This window comes from Neobacillus sp. D3-1R (assembly GCF_052180215.1).
Classification (GTDB): Bacteria; Bacillota; Bacilli; order Bacillales; family Cytobacillaceae; genus Pseudoneobacillus.
The window spans coordinates 3,884,347-3,909,457 of record NZ_CP197471.1 but is presented as its reverse complement, the minus strand read 5'-3'; the positions used below and the strand labels follow the sequence as shown (position 1 = coordinate 3,909,457).

The 25,111-nt window shown below is 37.9% G+C and carries 14 protein-coding genes; 9 read left to right on the top strand and 5 right to left on the bottom strand.

What is annotated here, in order from left to right; translation table 11 throughout:
* Nucleotides 1–29 precede the first annotated feature (29 nt).
* Entirely contained in the window at nucleotides 30–773 is a 744-nt protein-coding gene (locus ACSBPO_RS19955) for a hypothetical protein (protein WP_442596402.1), read from the bottom strand.
* 276 nt (nucleotides 774–1,049) lie between these two features.
* Between ACSBPO_RS19955 and ACSBPO_RS19950 the strand changes: the two genes are divergently transcribed.
* Nucleotides 1,050–3,356, top strand: a complete 2,307-nt coding sequence (locus ACSBPO_RS19950; RefSeq protein ID WP_442596400.1) for an S-layer homology domain-containing protein — start codon at nucleotides 1,050–1,052, stop codon at nucleotides 3,354–3,356.
* A gap of 336 nt (nucleotides 3,357–3,692) precedes the next feature.
* On the opposite strand, the gene ACSBPO_RS19945 is transcribed toward ACSBPO_RS19950, so the two are convergent.
* Nucleotides 3,693–5,006, bottom strand: coding sequence for an S-layer homology domain-containing protein (locus ACSBPO_RS19945; RefSeq protein ID WP_442596398.1), 1,314 nt, complete (start codon nucleotides 5,004–5,006; stop codon nucleotides 3,693–3,695).
* 59 nt (nucleotides 5,007–5,065) lie between these two features.
* Complete coding sequence (locus tag ACSBPO_RS19940; RefSeq protein ID WP_442596396.1) at nucleotides 5,066–6,697, bottom strand: C39 family peptidase; 1,632 nt, start codon at nucleotides 6,695–6,697, stop codon at nucleotides 5,066–5,068.
* A gap of 211 nt (nucleotides 6,698–6,908) precedes the next feature.
* Here ACSBPO_RS19940 and ACSBPO_RS19935 point away from each other — a divergent pair, with 211 nt between their 5' ends.
* A complete protein-coding gene (locus tag ACSBPO_RS19935) occupies nucleotides 6,909–7,439 on the top strand; it encodes a L,D-transpeptidase (RefSeq protein WP_442596394.1) in 531 nt (176 codons plus the stop codon).
* A gap of 73 nt (nucleotides 7,440–7,512) precedes the next feature.
* On the opposite strand, the gene ACSBPO_RS19930 is transcribed toward ACSBPO_RS19935, so the two are convergent.
* Entirely contained in the window at nucleotides 7,513–9,807 is a 2,295-nt protein-coding gene (locus ACSBPO_RS19930) for a S8 family peptidase (protein WP_442596392.1), read from the bottom strand.
* A 273-nt stretch (nucleotides 9,808–10,080) separates the two neighbouring features.
* Between ACSBPO_RS19930 and ACSBPO_RS19925 the strand changes: the two genes are divergently transcribed.
* The 7 genes from ACSBPO_RS19925 (at nucleotide 10,081) to ACSBPO_RS19895 (ending at nucleotide 21,823) form a co-directional block, all read left to right on the top strand.
* On the top strand, nucleotides 10,081–11,514 hold the full coding sequence (locus ACSBPO_RS19925) for an O-antigen ligase family protein (RefSeq protein WP_442596390.1): 1,434 nt from the start codon (nucleotides 10,081–10,083) through the stop codon (nucleotides 11,512–11,514).
* 542 nt (nucleotides 11,515–12,056) lie between these two features.
* A complete protein-coding gene (locus tag ACSBPO_RS19920; protein ID WP_442596388.1) occupies nucleotides 12,057–14,813 on the top strand; it encodes an S-layer homology domain-containing protein in 2,757 nt (918 codons plus the stop codon).
* A 175-nt stretch (nucleotides 14,814–14,988) separates the two neighbouring features.
* The gene (locus ACSBPO_RS19915) at nucleotides 14,989–16,704 is read left to right on the top strand and encodes an N-acetylmuramoyl-L-alanine amidase (RefSeq protein ID WP_442596386.1); all 1,716 of its coding nucleotides are present in this window, start codon (nucleotides 14,989–14,991) and stop codon (nucleotides 16,702–16,704) included.
* Between the two features lie 172 nt (nucleotides 16,705–16,876).
* Entirely contained in the window at nucleotides 16,877–18,028 is a 1,152-nt protein-coding gene (locus tag ACSBPO_RS19910; protein ID WP_442596384.1) for a polysaccharide pyruvyl transferase family protein, read from the top strand.
* Nucleotide 18,029: 1 nt separating this feature from the next.
* A complete protein-coding gene (locus ACSBPO_RS19905; protein ID WP_442596382.1) occupies nucleotides 18,030–19,106 on the top strand; it encodes a glycosyltransferase in 1,077 nt (358 codons plus the stop codon).
* Nucleotides 19,107–19,446: 340 nt separating this feature from the next.
* Nucleotides 19,447–20,952 (top strand): murein biosynthesis integral membrane protein MurJ, encoded by a 1,506-nt coding sequence (gene murJ / locus ACSBPO_RS19900; RefSeq protein ID WP_442596380.1) that lies wholly within the window; start codon nucleotides 19,447–19,449, stop codon nucleotides 20,950–20,952.
* Nucleotides 20,953–21,070: 118 nt separating this feature from the next.
* A complete protein-coding gene (locus tag ACSBPO_RS19895) occupies nucleotides 21,071–21,823 on the top strand; it encodes an S-layer homology domain-containing protein (protein WP_442596378.1) in 753 nt (250 codons plus the stop codon).
* A gap of 462 nt (nucleotides 21,824–22,285) precedes the next feature.
* On the opposite strand, the gene ACSBPO_RS19890 is transcribed toward ACSBPO_RS19895, so the two are convergent.
* Nucleotides 22,286–25,039: an S-layer homology domain-containing protein gene (locus ACSBPO_RS19890; RefSeq protein WP_442596376.1), complete on the bottom strand. Its 2,754-nt coding sequence runs from the start codon at nucleotides 25,037–25,039 to the stop codon at nucleotides 22,286–22,288.
* Nucleotides 25,040–25,111: the final 72 nt, after the last annotated feature.

Below are 25,111 nucleotides of genomic sequence, written 5' to 3'. Positions count from 1 at the left end.
CAGTAGCTGTCAGACTGATAGGATAAGCTCTATAGTGCCTCTTTGGCTTTATTAAGTAAGGCGGTTTCCCTAGCCTTTTTAGCTGCTTGGTATTGCTCCATAAAATCTTTTGCGTGTGTAGGGCTGAATCCGTTCTTTTTAAGGTCATCTTCTAATGCCTTATAAACGTATTGGAAAACCTCATCAGTTTTGCCTTCAAGCTCTTTTCCGGCTGAAGAATACTTTTGATAAAAATAGGAAAATGAGATAGATTCTCCGTTCGCTTTCTTTTCTTTATACTCACCAAATGCTCTTGAAACAAGCGAGTCAATTTTTCCGTTCGCCTGTGATTCCAAAGATTCAAAAACTGGTCGGTATTTATCTTTAATCGATGCAACCGTTACTTCATTTACTTCAGTTGTTTTAGTAGAAGTGGATTTAGTGTTTGTTTGATTTTGGTTAGAACTTTTTGACTGATTATTGTCAGCTGAACTAGAATTTTCTGTAGTATTATTGCTAGTTTCAGTATTAGAATCAGAATCGGTCGAATCAGAACTTTCTGTAGTAGTTTCTTCGTTAGTATCCTCAGATACTTTATCTTCACTATTAGTTTCAGTCGTAACTTCAGCTGTTTCTCCAGGAAGTGCAATCTTGTATTCTGTATTGATAATTTCTTTTATTTCCTCATCGGCTGTTTCGTACGTTTTAATATTTAAAAAATAATATATAGTACCTACTGAACCAAGAATGATCACTAGTAAAATGGAGAGAATATATTTCCATATCTTTTTCATTTTTTGAAAAAATCCCCTTTCGACAATTAACTATTAAATTCTATCATAAAACAAAATATTGGGAATCGATTTTTGTAAATTATATTAAAATTCTATTAAAATATGACATATAACTAGTTACTATTGGAATAATTGTATAAATTTTCCCATATTTTATTGAACAAATTGTCGAAATAAAGTAAGATAGACCTATTGATATTATGAATCTAGCTATAAAAGTAACAAACTTACATAATACTAACAAAATCTAATAAAATCTTAAGAGGTGAATGGAAATTGACGAAATATCCTTTTAGCAAAAAAGCGTTAAAAGCCATGTTGGCTGCAACGATTGCATTGAGTCCTGTTGTAACAACTGGTGTGGTTTTTCAGCCTAGTAAGGTAGAGGCTTCTCTTAATGTTGATCAAGAGATTGATACACTAGCAGAAAGATTTTTTGTATTTTATCAATATGCTGGTACTTATGGTTTCACAGGTGCTCCAGAAACTATAGATAGCCTTGACTTTGGTAATATTTCAGCTACTGCTGAGGCAAATCATATTTCTTTAAATGTCCCTTCAGAAAAGCAGACTCAGTTTGCTCAATTGATGCAAAACACGGCAACATTGATTTATACAAAATACAACTCTGCTTCTGACCTTGCTTCAGCAATTAAATTATTCAAGGCTAATAACACAACTATTTTTAACTCTTTATTTGAAGAAAATGGTGATTTAGCAGCTGATCAGTTCATTTATTTTGTAATGGACCTTGAAGGTAAACTTGAAATGGCGATAGCTGATGTTGCACTGTCAGGTAATCCTACATATGCAAATGTTATAAAAACTGCAGTAAATAACACTATGGCGACTGGGGAAAACAAAGATCAGTACCAAAACCTAGATGGCAAATTATCAAATATTGGTTTGTCAGTAGAAAGCTTCTTTTTATTACAAGATAAATTAAATAACGGTATAGTTGATACTACTAAATCTATCAGATCTGCTATGATGCAAAGTGCGTTCCAAGCAAAAGGTGCAGATATATCTCGAGATGATAATACTTTATATTTAAATGTTCCAGTTAGTTTCTTAAATGGAACTAGAATTCAACTTGGTAGCAGTGTAACTTGGGAATCAAGTAATTCTAGTGTTGCAACTATTTCTGGAAATACACTGACACCTGTATCTACCGGACAAGTTACAGTATATGCCAAATTAGATGGCATTAAGTTAGCTTCGAAAAGTATAAGTGTTACAGTTGATGGATCAACACCACCACCGGTAGTAACACCACCGGTAATAACTCCACCGCCAGTGGTAACACCACCAGTACAAGGTGACAACGTGATTTCTCTACCAGAAGGTGCAGCTGAAGTGGTGAAGGTGAAAAATCCTTCAGGCAAGGTTGAAGTTGTGACAAAGGTAAATAAAGAAAAGGTAGCTGACATCGTTAACCTACTAGACGAAAAGAAAAATATCGTTTCAGTTGTATTGGAAAAGTTAACTGAAGATGAAGCTGCAAAGGCACAAGTTCCGTCAACATTATTTACAGAAGCTCTAAAGAAAAATGCAAAGGCGATTGTAGCGGTACAAACGGACGGTGCAAGCTACCAACTTCCAGCATCTCAATTAGATTTTGCTAAATTATCTAAAGATCTTGGAGGCAATGTTGATGATCTCCAAGTCAATGTTTCCGTAAACGTTGTGGATTCGGCAGACCTAGAGTCCAAATTAATCAAAACTAAATCAAAACTCGCTTCAAAAGTAATAGATTTTACAGTTAATGTTTCTTCTGGTGAGAGCAATGTAGATATTACAAGGTTTTCCACATATGTGAATCGTAATTTTTATCTAAATGAAAATATTAACTTTAATAAATCTGTAGGTGTTATCGTCAATGCGGATGGAACCCTTTCTCCGGTACCTACTGAATTCGTTACAGTTGAAGGTAAGAAAATTGCTGTCCTTAAGTCTTTAAGAAACTCTAAATATACCATTGTTGAAAATGATGTAACATTCGCCGATGTTGATAATAAGAACTGGGCTCAAGATTACATCGAAACACTTGCTTCAAAGTTCATTATTAAAGGTAAAGAAGATGGCAAATTTGCTCCAAGTGAACAGATGACTCGTGCTCAATTTACTGTTCTTTTAGTAAGAGCTTTAGGATTACCATCTGAGTCATATACTGGAATCTTTAGTGATGTTAAAGAAAATGATTGGTATAATGCAAACGGTGAGTTAGCCGCTGCTCTAAAGAGTGGGATCATTCAAGGAAAACCAGATGGCAGCTTTGCCCCTAACGAAAAAATCACTCGTACTCAAGCTGCTATTATGATCAGCCGTGCAATGAATCTTGATTTTATCAATTTCGATCAAACACAACTAGATACAACGAAAAAAGTGACTGATTTCTCTGATTCTAGCAAGATTGCTGACTACGCTAAGAGTGCTATTGAAGCTGTTTATCAAGCAGGAATCATGTCTGGTAAAGAAGATGCTACTTTCGATCCAAAAGGATCTACAAAACGTGACCAAATGTCAAAAATTCTAGCAGAATTCTTAATATCTGCGAAGTTAATGAATGATATTAAAGAATAATGTATGAAAAAGGGGTGCTAGTTTAAAACTAGTGCCCCTTTTTTTATTAGATAGACTGAAAAAAGCACTGTAAAATGTTCAACGATTAGTTCATCCACCTTTTTATTCAATGAGAAGTGCTATAGATTGAATTTATCAGACACATTTTTAAGTTTAAAGGACACTTAATGAGCATTTATTGCAGACACTTATTTTCTTTTATCGGACACTTATTAACACTTAATGGACAATCCAAATATTTATCCACCTTTCAATTGAAAGAACGAACCACATCAAACGTTGAATACCAAACAAAAAAAGGAAACTCACCAGTTTGATGAGTTTCCAGATTCCTACCTACTTATTTAACCCAGCTGCTCTTACTAAGAACACGGCAAAATGGGCTCTCGATGTTTCAAGGTTTGGTTTAAATGTGTTATCTGGATAACCTGTGGTTACTTTTGCAGAAAGCATTGCATCCACATAGGTTTTTGCCCAACTAGAGCCTGTAACATCCGTAAAAGTAGACGATTGTATTGCTTTTAATTTAAAAGCAAGGGTGAAAATTTTAGCCATTTGTGCTCTCGTTAATGAAGCATCTGGGTTGAATTTTTCTGCTTTTGTGAATACACCGGCTGCTGTTAGCTTTGCGATAGCCATGTAAGCAGGGTGAGATGTTGGAACATCTGTGAATCCAGGGTCTTCTGGAATGGATTTGTCAAACGGTAAAATATTGAATAGTGCCTGTGCTGCATCCGCGCGCGTAATGGCTTGGCCTGGGCCAAAGGCTTTTTCCGAAAGGCTTGTCATGACTTTCTGTTGGACTAATAATTGAATTTCTTTATAAGCAAAGTGGTTTTCGGAAACATCATCAAATTCAACGGTTTTTGGTTGGCTATTGAAAGCCGTGATAAAGGATTGTGCCATCACATTATATCCTAGTATGGATGGGTGAATATCTAATGGATTTGGTAAAAATGCTTTTGGATCGGTATCAAATATTCCTATCATTGGAACAAAAATGGCGTTATTGTTCTCAGCAGATGTTTTAATCCCGCTATTTAACATGCCAATCAACTTCAATATTTGTGTTTCTTGCTCTTCATCTAAGTAAGGAAATGCGTTGTAATAGCCTGAAACATATACTTCTGCTTTTGGGTTCAGTGTTTGAATTGCTTTTATCGTGTTCACTAAATTTAATTGTAATTTTAGAACGGTTTTTAAAGCTACTTGAGGCTCAATGGTAATCGTACCTTTTTCGACGTTAATATCTGCTTCGTGTAAAAGATCATTTGCCCCAGCGGTAATTGTCACGATGTCAGCTGTCTTTAATGCATCTTGAATTTTTTGTCCTTCGACCTCTTTGTTAGCCTGGATGTCGAGTAAAACATTTTCGGTTGTATATCCAGATTTAGCGAACTTGTTTGTGTAGCTTCCAAGTAAACCTTGCTCCTCGAGATATTCGGAAAATATCCCACTATAACCTTTATCGAAGGTTGCTTTTCCATCTTCCGTTTTGAACGGCAATTGACCAGCCGCTAGAGAATCGCCAAGGGCCACATAACTAATTTTGGCAGCTGCTGCCTGGCTTTGAAGAGGGGTGAAAATCCCTAATAGGAAAACAAAGGCTACTAAACCACGGATGAAACTACTTTTCTTAAAAAAATTCAATGAGTGCATCTCCTTTTTAATTAATATTTTACTTATTTATTAGATTCTATCATAACCCATTATATTCCTGTTTTGCTATCAATCTTGTCTCTTGCGATTAATAGTTTTGCTAAAAGAGATGCAAATTGAGCTCTCGTCACGGGTTTTTCAGGATTAAATTGACTTCCGGCTGAAATCATTCGAGTGCCACTTAATGCTTGTATGTAATCATAAAATTCGGATGAAGGAGAGACATCTTCAAAAGTTTGTGGTGTTTCTGGACTGTTTAATTGGAAGCTGGTTGCAAGCAGCTGGGCCATTTCTTTTTTCATTAATGGTTTAGTTGGTTCCGTGGCTGTGTTCTCATTCCAATATCCAAGTTGAACCATCTTAGTAATGGATGAGGCGCTCCCATCCGATTTTTTAGCATTCGTTGAATCTAACTGTAAAGCACGGTCTAAAATAACCGCTGCTTGAGCTCTTGTGATGGGTTCATTGGGTCCAAACGTTGTTGGAGAGTTTCCTTTCACAATTCCGTTGCGCTTAAGGTAAGATATCTCATCTCGGGCCCAGTGGTTTAACGTATCTTCGTACCAAAACATGTTGATGGCTTTCGTTAAAATCGAAGCTAATTCTCCCTTTGTAACAGGTCGATTTGGTTTAAAGGAACCATCTTGGTTAATAGGAATGATTTTTGAATCGGAAACAGCTTGAATATAAGGGAAGTCCTTATGATTATTAGGTACATCCGTAATGGATGGCTCGGACGTTGATGACTCTATATCTAAATCAAACGTTTCAACTTGTAATCTACTTAAATCAGATTTCGTGAGGTTTCCTTTATCGGAAAAAGCAGCTCCTGATTTATTTGATTGAGATCCTTCGTCCGAAATCTTAGAAAACAGTTTTTTTGTTTCCAGCCGACTTATGATTTTATCCGGTTGGTAAAAACCGTTTTCTAATGAGCTTTCAAACCCTAATTTGCTTAATTGTTGGATTTCCTTCGTGTAAGGATGTTTGAATGTATCAATATACCAGTTTGTATTTTTGGGATAGTAGCTAATGGCTTGCTTGCCCATCTGATTCCATGAATCAATAAAGTCTTGTTTTTTCACGGCACGATTGGCTTTCGGGTATAACGGGTCATTAATATAGATATATTTGCTATCGTATCCCGTCACAAGAACGCTATGCTCGCGATAAGTGATTCTTAAAGGCCCTGTGCTCGTTTGCCAAGTGATAAATTGAGAAGAGGGAAGTCTTTTAAACCATGAGTTTGTAATTACCCATACTGGTTGTCCTTGATCTAACATTTGGTAAACATAAGAAAAATCATGTCCTGTTAAATTAACCACCCGATTCTGCAGATACTTTTCAGCTAAATCCTGAATAGGACCGTGGTAGACTCCAAGACCAGGGGCATTGAACGTATACATATTTCCGATAAACCCATCATAAGGGTTCCCGTATAAACCATTCTTTTTATAAGGAACCTTTTGCACCTCTTTGGCTAACTGCATTTTATTCACTTTTATCCCTCCGTGCTCAAGCATCATGGCTAAGCTTGTGACCTCACAGCCTCTTGGTAATTCAGGCATTTGTTTAATATGAGGTGCTTTAATGGGAGATATCGCATAGCTATGGTTGGAAAAAATACTTAGGAAAAAAACTAGGAAAATAGGTAAGATGCTTATTCTTAGAATCTTTGACATGAAAACCTCCAAAACTACAAAAATATTTCTACGATTATACAAAAAATGCACAAATAGTATTATACAATATATAATTGTGGTGTATAGAAGAAATATCCAATTTTATACGTAAATGGTAATGGGTATTGGAGACTATGGAGCTAAAAATGGAATCTGTACCTAAAAGGGTGCTGTCCATCACATTTTTTTAGAAATATTTAGAGGTGAATACATGTTAAAACGAATCGTTATTTTTTTAATCATCTTTAGTTTTGGAGTTTTAAATGCTCCTGTACCTTCAGAAGGAGCTGTTGTTAAGGACCAGCTTATTATTATTAACAAAAAAACCAATCAGCTTGCTTTTTTTGAAAATGGGAAGTTGATCAAAACATACTCTGTTGCGACGGGTAAAACATCAAAACTTACTCCGGAAGGTAGCTTTTATATTCGGGAGAAAATAAAGAATCGTCCCTATTATAAATTGGGTATAAAAGGGGGAGACCCTAAAAATCCGCTAGGCGATCGTTGGCTAGGATTGAGCGTGAAGGAAAAAGGCGCTTATCCGTATGCAATCCATGGAAATAATAATGAGAACTCAATTGGTAAATATGTCTCAGCTGGGTGTATTCGTATGCACAATAAGGATGTTCGGAATCTTTATGAAAAAATTCAAACGAAAACAAAAGTAGTTATTACTTCATCAAAAGAATCGTTTGCCGTATTAGCTCAACCTCATTTGAAAAAGGTAGTAGCAAAAAAGTAACCCTTTAACACATTAACGCACCGGGGGTCAGTCCCCCACCGCTTTAAAGCGGTGGGGGACTGACCCCCTTTTTTCATTTATTCATAAATTCCATCGTTCTTGTTAACATTGCCGCAAATTGTGCTCTTGTGATGAGAGCGTTAGGATGAAAGTATTCCTGCTTTGAGATGATTCCTTTTGCTGCTAACTGTTGTACAGCTTGTTCGTATTCAGCATCTTTTGGAATGTCTTTAAAAGGATACCTATTCGTTACACTACCTTCATCAATTCCTAGAGCTCTTGCCAATATTAACGCAACTTGGCTCCGCGTAATTTTTTTCTCCGGGTTAAAATGGCCATTGGTCCCTTTAATCATGCCATTTTCACTTCCGATTAGAATCGGCAATATTCCAGGAGTTGTGAATGAAACATCTTGGAATGGGATATTCATGGACACTGGAAGCTTTTCTGGAAATAAACGACTTAACATCATCATCGTATGACGTCTCCCGATATTTTCAGATGGCTTAAAGGTTCCATCGGAATATCCATTAATGAGCTTTTCTTGATAGGCTTTTGTGATTTCTTTATAAGCCCAAAAATCGTTCGGAATATCGGTGAAAGCGCCTGTTTTGATCACGCTTTTTGTATTTACAACGGATAGGCTAGACATATCCAATATTTGATTTTTATCATTTACAACAACGGCGGTTAAAGGCGTATCGTGCTGAGTGAAAAGTTCCGGATTGATATAAATCGTTTCGATCATCTTTTCGACTTTTTTGGTTAAAAGGAACTTTTCATCTTTAAAAACTAAAAGAGTAGAGCCTAATAACGTTTCTGAAAAACCTATTACGATTTGCTGTTTATCATCGATTGGCTGTCCATCTTTTAAATTTAACCAATCCATCTGTTCCTTTTCTTCCATAGAATTAGATAGTTGAAGTAATCCTGCACCAGTATAAATGTCATACCCCTTTGCGCCTATGTCCAGAGCGGAATTCGCCAACATTCTTCTGATTTGAATAAAATCAAGATCAGGGTGTAAGCTTTTATAATAGGCAACAGCACTTGTTACGTACGGTGCCGCCATCGAAGTCCCTGTTAACTCCTTGTAGGAAGGTGACAGGTACGTGCTTAAAATATTGATGCCGGGTGCGCTGATATCCACTTCCCAACCGAAATTCGACCTTTTGACTTTACCGTTGTTCTGGTCAATTCCCGCAACGGTAATCACTCCTGGAAATTTGGCGGGGTAGACATCAGAAGTATCTTCATTACCATTACCGGCAGCGGCTACAACGGCTATGCCTTTTTGTAAAGCTTCCATGACCGTATCTTCAAAAAATTCCGTCGTTCCTTTTCCAGCAATGCTTAGGTTAATGACATCGACATCATAATCAATGGCTTCCTGGACGGCTCTACTTAAGGTATAGTCATCCGTTAATCCATCCTTATTCAGTGCTTTTAAGGGAATGACATCTACTAATGCGCCTCCAATAGCACCACTTATGCCAATGCCATTTTGACTGCAAGCAGCAATGATCCCAGTCACATGGGTACCATGGCCGTTTGTATCTATCGGTTGACTCATTCCTTCGCGAAAATCCTTCCCTAAACTATAAAGGATATTATCGCAAAAATCCTCATGTTCAATGACTCCGGAATCAATCACTGCCACGATTGCCGAATAAACACCTGTAAGCTTTTTGATGATGGGATTCTCGCTCCAGCCCTCTGTCTTTATTAAAGAAATAGATAATGACGTATCAGGTAGATTTTTTGGCAATAGTAAATCGATTTTTTTATAAAGGGAAGTGTTTTGAGTAATTAATTGGTTTTGTTTATCTCTAACTTCTACTTTCCAGTTCCCCTGTGGATTTGCTAATTCAACGGATAGTCGTCTTATGTGCTCAGATTCTAAATTGATTATGAAATGGGTACCTGAAAAAGGCTTCTCTTCGTATAAAAACGAATCATTTCCCATTGTGATGGTTTTTCCGATTAATTGATTTAGTGAAGATTGATTGGCTAGTCCAGAACCATCATAAGCAATTTTCTTTAATGCCCACTGCTCTGGATAATAAGGATCATCTTTACCGATATAGCCGGTTAACGCTTTTTGAAGATTTTCTTCTACTTTTACTATTTCGGGATGAGTATGCAGGATTTCATCTAGCTTTTTTTCAGTAAAAGTTGCCTCTATAACCGATTCGGATCGAGATAGGACTTGCTCGTTGAAATCATGTTGAAATTGAGATGCTTTATGTATGGTGTTAAAATATAATATCCATTCTTTGCTGATAAGATTTTTTTCTTGTGCATGAATGGAAGAGGCTGGAATCACAAGGAGAATACATAATAACAGGGTCCCTATGCGCTTTAACATCGTTGCTACTCCCTTTCTTTTGTCGAAATCATTCTTTATTTTTATTTCGACAAACGGAAGGAAAAGTTAAGGGGAAAGTACCAATGACTCATAACCTTTTCTTTTTAATGGAATACTAATGGGAACATTTTACTTCATTTTAATGATAAAACTTTTTTTCCACCTTAATTAGACATCTGCCAGTAAATTGCTTTTGACGAATGAGGAAAAACTAAGGTATATTTGAAAAGGATATGTCAATTTATAAGAGCAAACATTGGAGAGAATAAAACGATGGAATTGAATTTACGATCGTATAGTTTTTTATTTGCAAGTTTTTTCCTATTATTAATAGGGATGTTTTTACCAAAGATGATTTCACTTGTATTGGTTACAGGAGCCTTTGCTGCATTTTCCTTTTTTAAACCAAAGCAAGCCGTACTGCTTCTCTTTTTATATGTACCAATTCGCCCCATCTTAATCGAGATGAATTCGGGATTAAAGCTGATAGGGGATGTCGTAACGTTTATTGTTTTATTAAAAGTTTTATACGACACTCGAAAAGATTGGAAATCGTGGTTTTGTTTTCAACCTTTTGAATGGGGATTCTTTGTTTTCTTACTGATTGGTTCCTTTGTGGGATTAATGATGGGAGTTTCTCCTGGAGCTGTTATCTTTCAATTACGAACTTTCCTGATCATGTATTTGTTATATTTCATTGTTTCGAGAATGAACATTGAGAAAAAAGATTATATCGATTTCGCTTGGGTGACCATTTTTGGCGGTGTCATCGTAAGTATTCATGGCATCATCGAAAAGCTTACTTTAAGACAATGGTTATTACCAGAAGCATGGAGCCAAAAGGTATTATCCGCTACAAATATCGTCCGAATTTACGGGATGCCAGGGAATCCGAATTCCTTAGCGATTTTTATAGGATTTGCCATTGTTTCTGTACTTTATCTGATGTATGAAGCAAAAGTGGGAAAAAGAAAGTTACTATACTTCCTGCTTGTTCTTTTTACTGGGATATTACTTCTATCTTATTCTCGCGGTACTTGGATCGCCTTAGTAGTAGGTCTTGTCTTCTATCTTCTTTTATCAAAGAAATGGGCTCTCATTAAACCGATTGTCATATCAGGAATATTAGGATTCATCCTTGTCTTTTTACCAGTCAATTATGGAGTTCAACTAATTCAAACCTATGGCCTACAAGGACCTGGTGGTGGAGCAGGTGGAATTTCAGACCGTTTAAAAGGGACGTTTGATGAAGATAATTTAGACTTGATGGTTGAAAGTGGCCGCATTTATTATATTAAAAAAGGCTTTGAGGTTTTTAAGGATTACCCTGTATTAGGGTCAGGTTTTGCGACCTTTGGTGACTCAGCGACCTTATCTTATGGGTCTCCGATTTACCCGCATTATGGAATACGTTCCGATATCTATGGAGGTAAGTACTTCTACTCTGATAACCAATATATTCAAGTTATCGCAGAAACAGGAGTATTCGGGGTCATCGCATTTGCTGTCTTCCTACTAGGATTACTATTCTTATTCTGGAAGCGACGCAAAGACGACGATCACTTCTCAGATTTCATGATTGCCCTATGGTTCTCAACCGGCATAATGGGAATGTATTACAATATTTGGGAATTGAAACTGTTTACCCTTTACTACTTTGTGATTCTAGGTGCATATGCATTTAGACATAAACTTTATAAAAAATAACATTTAGACTCCTGCCCAACATGGGTAGGGGTCTTTTTGTTCTTTATTTTTAGCTGGTATAAAAAACGTTTAATAGAAAAGGACACACGTTCCGCTATTTCATGAAAATGTCTGTTTTTAGAGGATTATCGGACTATGGTTCCGTTATTACCCCAAAAGTAAGCTTTTTTCTATTGAAATATAGTGAATAACGGAACCAGTGTCCGCAAACCTATGAAAATACGTTTATTTTACGTGAATAGCGGATTCAGTGTCCGATAATAAAACAAAAATATCACCACTATCGTTTTGCGTATTCAATTGAGTGAAAAAGCAATTTACAAAGCAAACTTTTTTGTAACCATCTCCCAACAAATTTCGTCAAAATAGTGGATTAACTAGTATCTATGTCTATAAAACTTAGGAAAAAAAGTCGTATTTTGCCAGATTAGGAGAAAGGTTTGATAGAGTTTTACGACAATTTTTGCTAAGATGGGTAAGGTATAGAATTATTTTTCCAAATAATTAACAAATAGATAAGAAACACCTTAGGGGGAGTAGAAGTGAAAAAATTATTGCAGATGGCTGTTATTGCTGCTTTAATGATCAGTTTTGTCCCTGGAAAGTCAACACAAGCAGCAAGTACGCTTCCAGGAACAATAAAGGAGCAATTCCAAGTGTCATCAGGTGTCACGTATTCTAATGCGGCCTATCAAAACGCTGGTGGCAATCAATCTATTAATATATTAGATATTAATACGACTGATCCATATACGAAACTTGAAGTCGGGATACCAAACCCGATTAATAAGCTCATGACGACAACATCAAGAGCTAATTTACCAAGAACAGATGGAAATCGTGTTGTTGGTGCAGTCAATGGTTCTTTTTTTGAAAATCGGGTGCCTATGTATCTCATCGCAAAAGATAATGCCCTTTATAATGCGGGGATTGTATCAGACGGTACGGATAAGTATGTCAATGAACCGATTACCTTTGGGGTGTTAGCGGATGGAACACCAGAAATAGATTATTATAATTTAAATATGAGAGTTCAATATAAAGATAAAAACTATCCATTATCAGGGATGAATCGTATCCGAAATAATGATGAGTTAATTCTTTATACCCCTTCAAATGATGATGGTTATACCAATACCAATTCAACCGGTACCGAATTCGTTATTGTAACGGATCAGGAAAAATTAAATGAACCGCTTAAATTCGGTGATCAATTAACAGGGAAAATCCAACAGATACGTCCATATGGAGATACCACAAATACAAAAATTCCAGCTAACGGCTTCGTGCTTTCTTTTAAAGGGAAGATGTGGAATGACCGTTTACAAAGCTTAACTATCGGAGATCAAATTTCCGTTTCCTTAGCCATTGATTCCAAATGGATGAATGCTCAATACATGCTAGCAAGTGGTCCGATGTTAGTAAAGGATGGCAGTGTGTTTATTACCATGGACGAAAACAGCTCTCGTGCAAGAGAACGTGCACCTCGTACCGCAGTTGCTATTGACCAGTCTAAAAAACGAGTGTTCCTTGTAACCGTAGATGGCCGTAATCCAGGGATTAGCTCAGGTATGACAATTAGAGAGTTTGCGGAATACCTCGTGAAACTTGGAGCAGACCGCGCGATTAATTTAGACGGTGGTGGGTCTACAACCCTTTCTGCTCGTCAATATGGACAAAATCAAGTTAGCTTAATGAATCGCCCTTCTGATGGATTCGAAAGAGGAATTGCGACCGTCCTTCAAGCAGTGAGTACGTCTCCGATTGGTGAGCCGACTCAACTAAAAGCGGTTAAAAAACAAGAAGGAAAGCTTTTAGTAGGCTCAAGTCTTGATATCGGAGTCGATTATGTCCTAGATCAATATTTTAATAGCTTACCTTTTACTACATCTGATGTAAAAATTTCATTAACCTCTGATATGGCAACAGTATCTGGAATGAAGATCACTGGTGCGAAAAAAGGCGATGGGAAAATCATTGTACAAGTTGGCAATGCCACTCAAGAGCTTTCCTTGTCAGTAGTCGATTCAATTGATCGTTTCACATTAAATGAAGTAAATTCAGTGTTGACGATTGGACAAGCCCATAAATTTACCGCATCCGCATTGGATGCATCTGGGCAACCGCTTATTTATGATCAAAAACTAGTTGAATGGTCTGTTTCAAACGATATTGGAACGATTACAAAAGATGGAGTATTTACAGCGACGAAAAAAGGCTCTGCTGTAGTGACAGCGAAATATGGTAATTCGATTGTGTCAGCGAATGTTAACGTAACCGATGAGCCGATTGTGTTAGATGATTTTGAGGATGTTTCAAACTGGACAACTTCCGTGGCAAGAGCAAGTGCTACAATCAATACGGTTCAAAGTCCAGAACCAGTTAAAAATGGTCTATCCTCTTTGAAGCTTGATTATGATTTTTCTACTGGCGAAGCAGGGACAGCGGCTGCCTATGTGATTCCAAAAAATAAATTGTCTGTGGATGGACTTCCAGTAAAACTTGGATTATGGGTGTACGGTGATGGCAAAAATCACTGGCTGCGCGGAAAAATTCAAGATAATGCAGGTCAGTCATACACCATTAACTTCACAGATGAAGGTAAATTGAATTGGAAGGGTTGGAAGTATGTTGAAGCAGCAGTTCCGACGAATGTAACGACTCCAATCTCTATTCAACAAATATATCTCGCGGAAGCATTAGCAGAAAAACAAGGAAGTGGCACGATTTATTTTGATAAGCTACAAGCTGTCTATCTTCCAGATTATAAAGAACCTATGTTCAATGATGTAAAAGCAAACTATTGGGCTAAGACAGAAATTGAATATTTAGCATCAACGGAGATTATCAGTGGTTATCCTAACGGAAACTTCCAACCAGAGGCTAAGCTTTCACGTGCACATGCAGCTGTTTTATTAGCAAGAGCTTTAAAGCTTGATTTGAAAAATGTAGCAACTCTTCCTTTCAGTGATGTACCTACCACACATCCGTATTACAAAGAAATTGCAGCCGTCGTAAATAGTAAAGTGATGGGTGGAAAAGGAAACAACATTTTTGACCCGGAAGGTAATCTAACAAGAGCACAAATGGCAGCTATTTTAGTCAATGCCTACAAATTAAGTGGAACTTATGATCAAGGATTTACAGATGTATCAGATACCTATTGGGCGAAAAATCAAATTCATGCTTTAGCAGCCAACAATGTGACCACTGGTTACCCAGACGGAACCTTCAAGCCAGGAAACACTGTTACCAGAGCACAATACAGTGCCTTCTTATACCGAATTTTAACGAAGTAAATTTACGAAGAAAAATTACCTAGTATTTTTCAACAGAAAAATTACCGAGTATTTTTCAACAGAAAAATTACCAAGTATTTTACGAAAGTAAAATTACCAATATTCATCTATTTAACTGATATCAAGCATTTGATATGCTACATGCATGTTGAAATTGTACAAGGAGTGACGAGATATGCAGAGAAAGGTTCGACTATTGTTTGCTTCATTGTGTTTCTTGCTTATCTTTTCACCAATAACACAACAATGGGTTCAAGCAGAAGAAACTGGAACACCAGTAGACGACACCGTTGAATTTGAAGGCACTGTTTTAGGGCCAGTAGAAACCTCTCCCGAGAATGCCGATGCTCAAGTAGATAACAGTACCATCCAAGCAACGTCAGATTCTGAACAAGTGACGGAAGAAACAGCTACCCAAACCCAAACAGATTGTCCGGCTGAGGAAAACGTGGATAGCTCACAGGTAGATTCAACGGTTTGTCCACCTGAGGAAATGGCGGAGGAATCATCCGATACCGTACAATCAACGGCTGATACAATTACTAGTGAACCGATTCCATTTGTGGATGTCCCTACTACGTATTGGGCCTATCAAAATATTCAGCATCTATCATCCTTAAAGGTCATTAACGGTTATGATAATGGGGATGGAACGTTTTCGTTTCACCCTGATGATAAGGTGACAAGAGCTCAGGCGGCAAAAATGATTATTGAAGCCATTGGGGAAAAGGAAGCTCCTGTAACTACGCAAATTTTCACAGATGTACCTGTCAACAACTGGGCGGCAGGATATATTCAGAGAGCTTACGAACTTGGTATTTTTAAAGGTTATAATGATGGTAGATTTGGAGCAGCTGATACGTTGAAACGTTCGCAAATGGCAAAAGTCATTGTAGAAGCTTATCATTTCGATTACAACGGATACACGCCTACTACCTCTGTGTTTTTTGATATTCGTCCTACCTATTGGGCTTACGATTACATTCAAAGATTACATTACAATGGAATCTCCAATGGAAGTAACTATCAATTTATGCCAGAGGATTTGATTTCAAGAGCGCAATTTTCCGCCTTTTTATCTAGGGCAAGTGACACTGGATTTAGACTGAAAGTAACTGGTCCGGTTTTGACACAAGGGAAAGTGACTTCAAAAACACCCCTAAATATTCGTGAATCCGCTTCAGGTACTGCAACCATTTTAGGAAGTTTGCCAACAGGTACGATGGTAAATATCATGGAAATGGACGGATTTTGGGCAATGGTTAACTATAATGGAATCACTGGATATGTATATAAATCGTATTTGAAGCTTTATTCACCTGATCCAAGCACCCCATTATTAGGGCGGATTATTGTCGTGGATGCCGGTCATGGTTACCAGGACCCTGGTACGAATCATAATGGCATTTATGAAAAAAATATTGTCCTAAGTGTCGCAAAGAAAGTGGCAGAAAAATTACGTGCTGCTGGAGCAAATGTTGTAATGACTCGTGATACGGATTCGTTCTTGTCGCTTCAAGAGCGGGTTGACGTAGCGGAAGAATCATACGCTGAGATTTTTGTCAGCATCCATGTCAACTCTGTGGAAAGTGCACCAACGGCAAAAGGAACAGAAACGTATTACAATACTTCAAACAATGAAAATGGGGCGGAAAGCCAATCGCTTGCTTATGAAATTCAAAAGCAAATTGTTTCTGAAGTAGACATGAACGATAGAGGAACGAAAGATAGCGGATTTTATGTGATTAAATATAACCAAATTCCTGCGGTGTTAGTGGAACTTGGTTTCCTTTCCAACACAGATGATCGCAATAAATTGACTTCTGAAGTTTTTCAAAGTATGTATGCCGATGCGATCTACAAAGGAATCGAAAATTATTACTCAAAATAAGAATGATGTAAAAGAGAGAGAATTCATCGCGATTCTCTCTTTTATTCTGGTTTAGAGCTCATTAAATCTTCAATGGCTTTTCCTTTTAGATTGTTTTTTCGTCTTTTCGACATAATATGTTATAATTACCATTGCATTTGCAGTATGAACATTAAGTAAAGGAAGTTATCTAATGAAAATTGGAATTGTCGGTAACTATGGAAATAATAATAATGGCGATGAAGCTATTTTATTGGGAATCATTACACAATTAACCACTCATTTTGAGGTTCAATCTAGTGATATAACCGTTTTTAGTAATAATCCAGATCAAACTAAAGAACGTTATGGGGTAGATTCTTACCCTCTATATTATAAAAAAGGATCAGCTGCTAAAACGTTTTTAGAAACGGTAAGGCAAAGCCGAAAGATCCTAAAGAATCTTGATTTGGTTATCGTCGGTGGCGGCGGCATCCTAATGGACTTATATAAACGTGAAGCACCACTGTATGGTACTTATGGAATTTTAGGAAAAATGCTCGGAGCCAAAGTAGTCGTTTATGGTTGTGGGGCAGGTCCGTTAACCTCTTCGATTGGAAAGTTTTTCATCAAAAGATTGGCTACTGCGGCTGATTCCATTTCCGTACGTGACCCTGAATCTAAAGCATTATTAGAATCGGTTGGTGTAACGAAGGATGTTCAAATTATTGGAGATCCGGCCTTCACCCTTACGACTGAAAAGAAACATCAAATGTCATCAAAAATTGAAAAGATTGGGGTAACGGCCGTTCCTTACTTCAATATTAAATATTGGCCAGAAGCAGACGAGGAAAAGTATCAAGCCTATGTCCAAGGGATGGCCAAAAATCTAGATGAATTAATCGAAAAGAAAAATGTGGAGGTAACATTCTTCTCTACGAAATACCCGCAAGATGTTTGGGTGACAAAAGATATTTATGAAGCTATGAAGCAGAAAGATCGTGCTGTGGTCAATGAAGAACATCTTTCACCCGCACAATTGATTGATTTCTGCGGTCAAATGGACGTGGTTATCGGTACGCGTCTTCATTCGATTATCTTATCGTTAGATGCTGAAACACCAGTCATCGGAGTAGGTTACCATCATAAAGTTGAACATTTCATGCAAATGGTTGGAAAAGCCGATCAATGTTTATCGATGTCGGATATTTCCGTATCTAATCAACAATTCCTATCTGTTATTGAAAAAATGGACAGCAACTGGGAAGAGACGCAAAAGGAAGCAACCCGTATTTCTGCCGGTTTAAAGGAAAAGGCGGCAAAAGGCTTACAACAATTTTCCATGCTGCCTAAAAAGGGTCGTTAATATGAAAATTCTTGTGCTCAGTAATATGTATCCATCCCCTGCACATAAAACATTTGGGATCTTTGTCAAAAACCAAGTGGAAGCTTTGAAAGAAGCTGGCCATGAAGTAGAAGTAATTGGAATTACCAATCCACTTACTGGAAAGAAAAATGTCATAAGTAAATACTTACGTTGGATAACCGAAACGAAAATGAAACTGATTTTTTCAGGAAGAAAATATGATGTCATCCATGCGCACTATGTGTTTCCGACAGGCTTACTGGCATTACTTTTTAAAAAAATTACCGGGAAGCCGTTTGTAGTAACTGCACACGGTGGTGATATTGACCGTATGGCAAAAAAGAATCCTAAAATCCGCCAATGGACGGAAAAGATTCTTCAAGAGGCTAGCCATGTTGTAGCGGTTGGAGAAGCGTTGTACCAGGAAATTAATGAGGATTATCAAATAAGTAAAGACAAGCTTTCGATTATTAATATGGGTGTGAACCGAGACGTTTTTAAAGCCTATCCGAAGAAAAAAATTCGCCGAGAGCTTCAGATTCCGGATGGAGTGGAGCCGGTTGTTTTTGTCGGAAACATCATTCGTGAAAAGGGACTTTCTGAATTAGTAGAGGCTTTTAAAACGGTAAAAGAGAAGCGTCCACAAGTGGAACTTTATTTAATCGGGGCAAGCAGGAACCAAGCTTATCGAGAAGAATTAAACCAACTAATGGGCACGGGAGTTCATTTTATTGAACCGTTACCGCAAAAAGAGTTGGCTAAGTGGATGTCAGCCGCCGAGGTATTTGTGCTGCCTTCTCATATCGAGGGGTTTGGCCTTGTCGCGGTGGAGGCAATGTCCTGTCATACACCTGTGATTGGTACAGAGGTAGGGGGACTGCGATATTTACTGCGTGATGGCAGTGGAGTATTAGTTCCTGCTCAACAATCAGCCCGATTAGCAGAAGCCATCATAACAGTCCTTGAAAATGATGACCTCAAGCAACAGTTAATCGAAAAAGGGGAGCAAAAAGCTTCTGAAAATGACGAAAAAAAGATGATTGCCAAGCTAGAGAGAATTTATCAACAAATAAGTTAACATAGGAGTTGACTAAGTCAGCTCTTTTTCAATTTGGCTCTGTTAAAGAGCAGTGTTGATTTTTAACAAAGTTGATTGGAGCGGAAGGTACGAGACTCCTGCGGGAGCAGCGGGACAGGTGAGACCTAGGTAAAATGATCCTCCATGAGGGATCATTTCTACCCCGCAGGAGCGATAGCGACGAGGAGGCTCACCGTACGCCCCAAGGAAGAATTTGGTTTTTGAAAAAGCCGGCAGTAGGGCTTTTTCATAATTCTTCCCGCGGAAAGCGAGTGCCTGCAGCGGAAATCAACATTCTTGTTTAACAGAGCTTTCAATTTAAAAAAGAGGATGGAACTCGATGAAGGGTAAAATGATCAAATTAATTGGTGCCATTGCGGTGATTAATATTTTATCACGCCTCCTAGGTTTTGTAAGAGAAATGGTGATTGGCTATCAATATGGTACTTCCTTATTAGCAGACAGTATTATTACTGCCTATACAATCCCAAATTTCATTTATATAGTCATTGGTGGGGCGATAACAACGGCCTTTATTTCTGTTTATAGTAAGCTAGCAGATGGGGAAGAGAAGCAGAAGTTTCTTTCATCCACTTTTTCGTATATTTTATTAATCGTTGGAGTATTGACGATCCTCCTAGTTGTATTTGCAGAACCAATTCTTAAGTTATCCTTCAGCGGGTTATCTGGTGAAGAATTAGAGATTACGAAGCGTTTATTTTATTGGATGGCACCCTCGACGTTCTTCTTGGTTTTCTCGATGTGGCAAAGTGGGATCTTAAATGTTCATCAACGATTCCAGCTTTCAACGTTTGCGACTTTCGTGTATAACCTTGCCTTCCTCGTGTTGGCTGTTATCTTTACTCCATTATTAAAAGTAGATTCATACGGTCTTGGTGCCCTTTTAGGTGCAGCTATTATGGTTTTGATGCTTTTTTACGGATTGAAAAAAGATTTTACTCCGCACTTCCGTTTTCATTTTAAACATACGAATGAATTAAAACGACTATGGATGATCGCCCTACCGATTATGTTGGGTGGAGCTTCCTTACAGTTTTATTTCTTTATTCAACGAGCATTTGCGTCCAATCTTTCCGACGGCTATATCGCCGCGTTAAATTACGCTTCCAAACTGACTCAGTTTCCACAGGCAGTGTTAATGACCGCGGTAACAACGGTTATTTATCCGTTGTTGGCTAAAAAAGTCGGGGCGAAGGAAACAGAGGGTGTATCTGAACTATATCAAAGAGGGATGAATCTTTTAGGATTGTTATTAATCCCGATTACCTTTTTTGTGTTTTTCTACTCAAAGGAAATCGTTACGATCATTTTTGAATATGGAAACTTTAACGCCGATTCCACCCGTATGACGACGCCGCTTTTACAAATATTCTCGTTATCGATGTTTGCATTAGCTGGAAATGTGTATATCTCTCGATTCTTTTATGCGATGGAAAAATCGTATTTGACAGTGTTGATTAGTTTACTTTGTGTGTTTGGTGTAAATGTACTTGTAACCTTACTCATGATTGATCAATACGGTGCGGTGGCGATTGCTTGGGGAACCTCGATTAGCTCAATTGTTAATTTAATCCTGTTGATGCTATTAGCTAAATATATGTTAAAATTAACGGTGAAGTCGAATTTACAACAAACTGGGAAATCAATTATTCTGTACGGTTTTTTAATTGTCTTATTATACATGTCCTCTAGCTACATACACACAGGCTGGATTATAGGGGACCTTTTAATAGGTGGAGTTATTTTCTTAATCGTTTTATTAGGTGGAATGAAAGTACTTCGATTCAAAGAGCTTCAATTTTTCCTTCGAAAAAGAGGAGTATAGTATGGATATGGACAAGCTAAATTTCCAAATTTAGGGCTTTTTATACTTTTTTCGACAAAAAGACTGTGTTACGATAAATAAAATAGAGAGAGCTAGCAAACAGGGGGAAATAGAATCAATGAAAAAAAAGTTCTTACTTCTTATTGTAGCTTTATTGGCTATAGCAACCACGGCATGTTCGAAAAAGGAAGTAGAAGCTGGCATTGTCACAGAAGCGGCCGGTGTTGATTGGACTCAAGGGGAAATTAACAAGGTAGATTCAAGAGTGGAGAGTATCGATTCGAGAATGGATCGATTACAGGATGAAATCAATGAGTTGCTCAATGGGGAAACGCCTATTTATCTACAGGTATTCAATGACGTAACAACGGATTATTGGGCTTTTAAAGAAATTATGACTTTATATAATAAGCAATTAATCTCTGGATATACCGCTGAAAAATTATTTAAGCCAGAACAATCGATAACACGTGCACAAGCTGCAACGATGTTAGTTAAAGCCTTAAAATTACCTTTAAGTGACTCACCTTCGACCTTTACAGATATTAAAGACGATATGTGGGCACGTAAGGCGATCATGACGGTAGCAGAAAGAGGATATTTTAAAGGAAGTAATGGAAAGTTTATGCCAAATGACCCGATGAAGCGGAAGCATATGGCTGTAGTTTTACAAAGAGCTTACCAGCTTCAGCCTATCTCTGGACCATTCCAAGATTATAAAGATGTTCCGGCAACAGATGATGGGTACATTGCCATCAAAGCCGTCACCCAAAACGAAATTGCCACAGGCAGCAATGGGAACTTCATGCCATATGAATCAACAAAGCGTTCCCAGTTTTCTGTATTTCTATATAGAGCGATGTTGAAATAGTAGTGATTAAAGCTGATTACCTTTTGGTGTTGGCTTTTTTATATTGGCTCTGTTAAAACTGAGTGTTGATTTAAATGTGTTGGAAAAATAAACGGAGAAATTCCGTTTATTTTGGGAAATAACCATATTTCCTTAAAAATAAGGGTGGTTTTTCCGGTTATCCCAACCAAACCTTTGGGTTTCTGTCGTATTTAGAGCCGTTAATCGGAAATTCTCCGCTTATATCTATTTCTTTAGCTTCCTCTACATACATTAGCCGGAATTTCTCCGCCTATTAATTCTCATACCTACAAGGAAATTAAAAATGAATAATAACAGAGCTTTTAAGTTACGGATGAAGAACAAAACGCAGGGAGAAAGCCCGAAAAAAGTATTTCATTAACCCTGTGAAAAAGCCAAGAATGAAAAGTCCCAAGTGTTTTAAACGTCACTTGGGACTTGAATATAACTAAATTAAAAACCTTATGGTGCAGGTGTTACAGGAGCAGCCGGTGTATCTGCAACTGTCCAAGTACCTGCGGTTGCATCTAAAGTAGCTGTGTAGTCCTTACTGTTACCTAATGAATCTGTCACAGTAAAGGATACGGTAGGTGTTTCTGCAGGAACAGTTAATGTTGCTGTCTTTTTACCAGCCACATCTTGTGTTCCTGTTACCGTGTCAGGAGTAGCGGTCAATGTTTTTACATTTTCATTAAAGTTTAACTTCAATGATGTTGCCGTACTAGCTGTATCCACCACAGCTACTGGTGCTGCTTTATCCACCACTAAATCAAATACTTTGGTAGATCCGCCAAGTGCCACGACTAAGCTTGCTTTTGCCCCATTATCCCCTGTAACAGTTAAAGATCCATCCTCATTAATAGTAAAGACTTTTTCATCTGTAGAATACATCTTCACATCTTGTGCTGATAAATCATAAGGATTGCCGTACTGGTCGATAGCTGTAAAGTAACCAAGGCGTACTAAGTCAGCAAAGGTATGTGTACCGTTCACTTTTACCGCAGAAACTCCCTCAGCTAGGTTATAGGATACCAGTTCAGAAGGGGCTGGTGTTGTATTTTTAACCGTAATGGTTTGAGTAGCACGAGTAATATTACCTTCTTTAACCGTTAGAGTGACATCTTTTCCTGCAGCTGTCGCTTTATCTGTAGCCGTAACGGTTACTTTCCCACCCTCAAATCCAAGTGTAGCCTCTGGATTAGTCGCATCGACACCTGTAAGTGTAACCGTATATGTCTTTCCATTCGCTGTAATTGTTTTAGCGGTACCGTCAGACGCTGATGAAACTTCTGCCACCAGGCCTTTGTCATCTAAACCAACGAATTCGTAGCTTGCAGAATTGTCTACTGCACGATTATTCGTTCCATCCATGTAGTAATCAAGAACATTGTCGGCTGCAGTTGTTCTTAACACATAAGAAGTCGCTGCACCTGCTTGTTGATAATTAACAGTTACTGTACCGATCGTTTTGTCGCCAGATTTAATGTTATAAGTTGCTTGAGTATCCTTCGTTACAAGGCTTGTATTTGCTGTAACTGTAATCGTGCCTTTATCGTCATCACTCATGGTGATGCCTGCTACCGGTGCTGCAGCGTCTGTGGGTTCAATCGTAATCGCGTTGCTGAAATTAGCACCATGTTGATCCTTAACCTGGTACGTAAAGGTTCTAGTGTTATCAGCTGTGGTTAAGTCAAATGTTGTTCCGCCGTTGATATCAATTGAGTTAACTACCGGAGCTGCTTTCACTTCTACAGGATAAGTGTAGGTTTTATCATTCCACTTAACAAGAATATTGGCCGTTCCTTCTTTAATGGTGGTAATCGTTCCGTCATCGGTCACAACCATAACCGTTGGATCGGAAGAAGATAAGTCTGCGCCAGTAAACGTACCTAAACCGATTGTTTCTCCTTCTTCATCACCAATGACATCATTGTTGTACTTAATCGCTTTTGTAATATCAAAGGCAAAGCTTGAGCCGAGTGTTGCATATTGAACGGTTGTACCAGCAGTATTTTTTACCACACCATCTAGGATTGTACTATAAGCATTACCGTCAACTACATCAACCGTAAATTCACCCATTTTAGCATTGGTTTCACTGTTTGTAATTTGGATGGTTACTTTGCCGGTAGTTGTTAATCCATTATCTTTATAAGCCGCAGCCAACGAACCATCATCATTAAAGAAGCCTCGATTATCATACACTTTATATTTAGAGTAGTCCGTTGTATCGACAACATTGCCATCTTTATCTAAGAAATTCACCACATCAAATGCTTTAATGTTTTTATTAGCTGTAGCAAAGAATGCATTTGGTGCTGCATTTACACTTGCCACTTCAACAGCTGCAGGTACTTCAGGAGTTGGAGGTGTCTCAACTTCACCACCTGCTTTTGATTCAATCGTTCTTTGTAAAAGCATCGCAAACTGTTCGCGTTTTACATTATCATTTGGAGCAAAGGTAGTAGCCGTTGTCCCCTTTGTTAAGCCTAAATTATACATAACACCGATGGCATCATCGTGTCCGCTTCCGGTTTGATCTGTAAATGGAGTTGTTTTATCTCCATCTAAATCGTAGGCACGTACAATAACAGAAGCTGATTGGCCTCTTGTAAAGTTAGCGGTTGGATTAAAACTCTCGCCTTTTTGGAATAACCCAGCTGCTGTTGCAGCCGCAATTTCACGATAGTACTGGTGTGTTTTTGGAACATCCTTAAATCCAGGATCTGTTACATTTTCTAAGTCTAATTTTAGTGCTCTTGCAAACATAACCGCTGCATGTTGGCGAGTGATTTCAGCTCGAGGCTTAAATGTTCCATCTGGATAACCAGTAATAACGCCTGCATCAACTAATGCATTAATAGCAGTGGCGCTTTCACGGTCAGCTGCTACATCAGTAAATCTTTGTTGTTGTGCTTGATCAAGCTCGGCCGCATAGGCACGGTGTTCCTTTCCTTTAAACATTCCTGCCACTGCAGGAGTGAAGGCAAATGAAGTTACTAACATGGAACCAACCATGATTTTAACCGTTGCTTGCTTCAGGTTAGGTATTTTATTTTGAATATAGCTATTCACACTTGTATTTAAATCAGCATTTTTTTCCTTATCTACATGACCTAATTCCTTTGCGAACTCCGTTAGGCTAGGGTCAAGATATAATGTTAGGATCGTTTCATTTCCTTGTGTTTTCAATTCATGGCGTAAGATTTTAACCAAATTGAATCCATCCTCTCTGAATAAAATGATTCTCTTAAAGAATGTCCAAATGAAAAGATAATATTTATGTTT

Bases quoted from the DNA above. Each gene is read 5' to 3' on its own strand.
- ACSBPO_RS19940 (WP_442596396.1), bottom strand. From the start codon at position 6,697: ATGTCAAAGATTCTAAGAATAAGCATCTTACCTATTTTCCTAGTTTTT.
- ACSBPO_RS19930 (WP_442596392.1), bottom strand. From the start codon at position 9,807: ATGTTAAAGCGCATAGGGACCCTGTTATTATGTATTCTCCTTGTGATT.
- ACSBPO_RS19955 (WP_442596402.1), bottom strand. From the start codon at position 773: ATGAAAAAGATATGGAAATATATTCTCTCCATTTTACTAGTGATCATT.
- ACSBPO_RS19905 (WP_442596382.1), top strand. From the start codon at position 18,030: ATGAAAATTCTTGTGCTCAGTAATATGTATCCATCCCCTGCACATAAA.
- ACSBPO_RS19935 (WP_442596394.1), top strand. From the start codon at position 6,909: ATGTTAAAACGAATCGTTATTTTTTTAATCATCTTTAGTTTTGGAGTT.
- ACSBPO_RS19915 (WP_442596386.1), top strand. From the start codon at position 14,989: ATGCAGAGAAAGGTTCGACTATTGTTTGCTTCATTGTGTTTCTTGCTT.
- ACSBPO_RS19925 (WP_442596390.1), top strand. From the start codon at position 10,081: ATGGAATTGAATTTACGATCGTATAGTTTTTTATTTGCAAGTTTTTTC.
- murJ (WP_442596380.1), top strand. From the start codon at position 19,447: ATGAAGGGTAAAATGATCAAATTAATTGGTGCCATTGCGGTGATTAAT.
- ACSBPO_RS19895 (WP_442596378.1), top strand. From the start codon at position 21,071: ATGAAAAAAAAGTTCTTACTTCTTATTGTAGCTTTATTGGCTATAGCA.
- ACSBPO_RS19910 (WP_442596384.1), top strand. From the start codon at position 16,877: ATGAAAATTGGAATTGTCGGTAACTATGGAAATAATAATAATGGCGAT.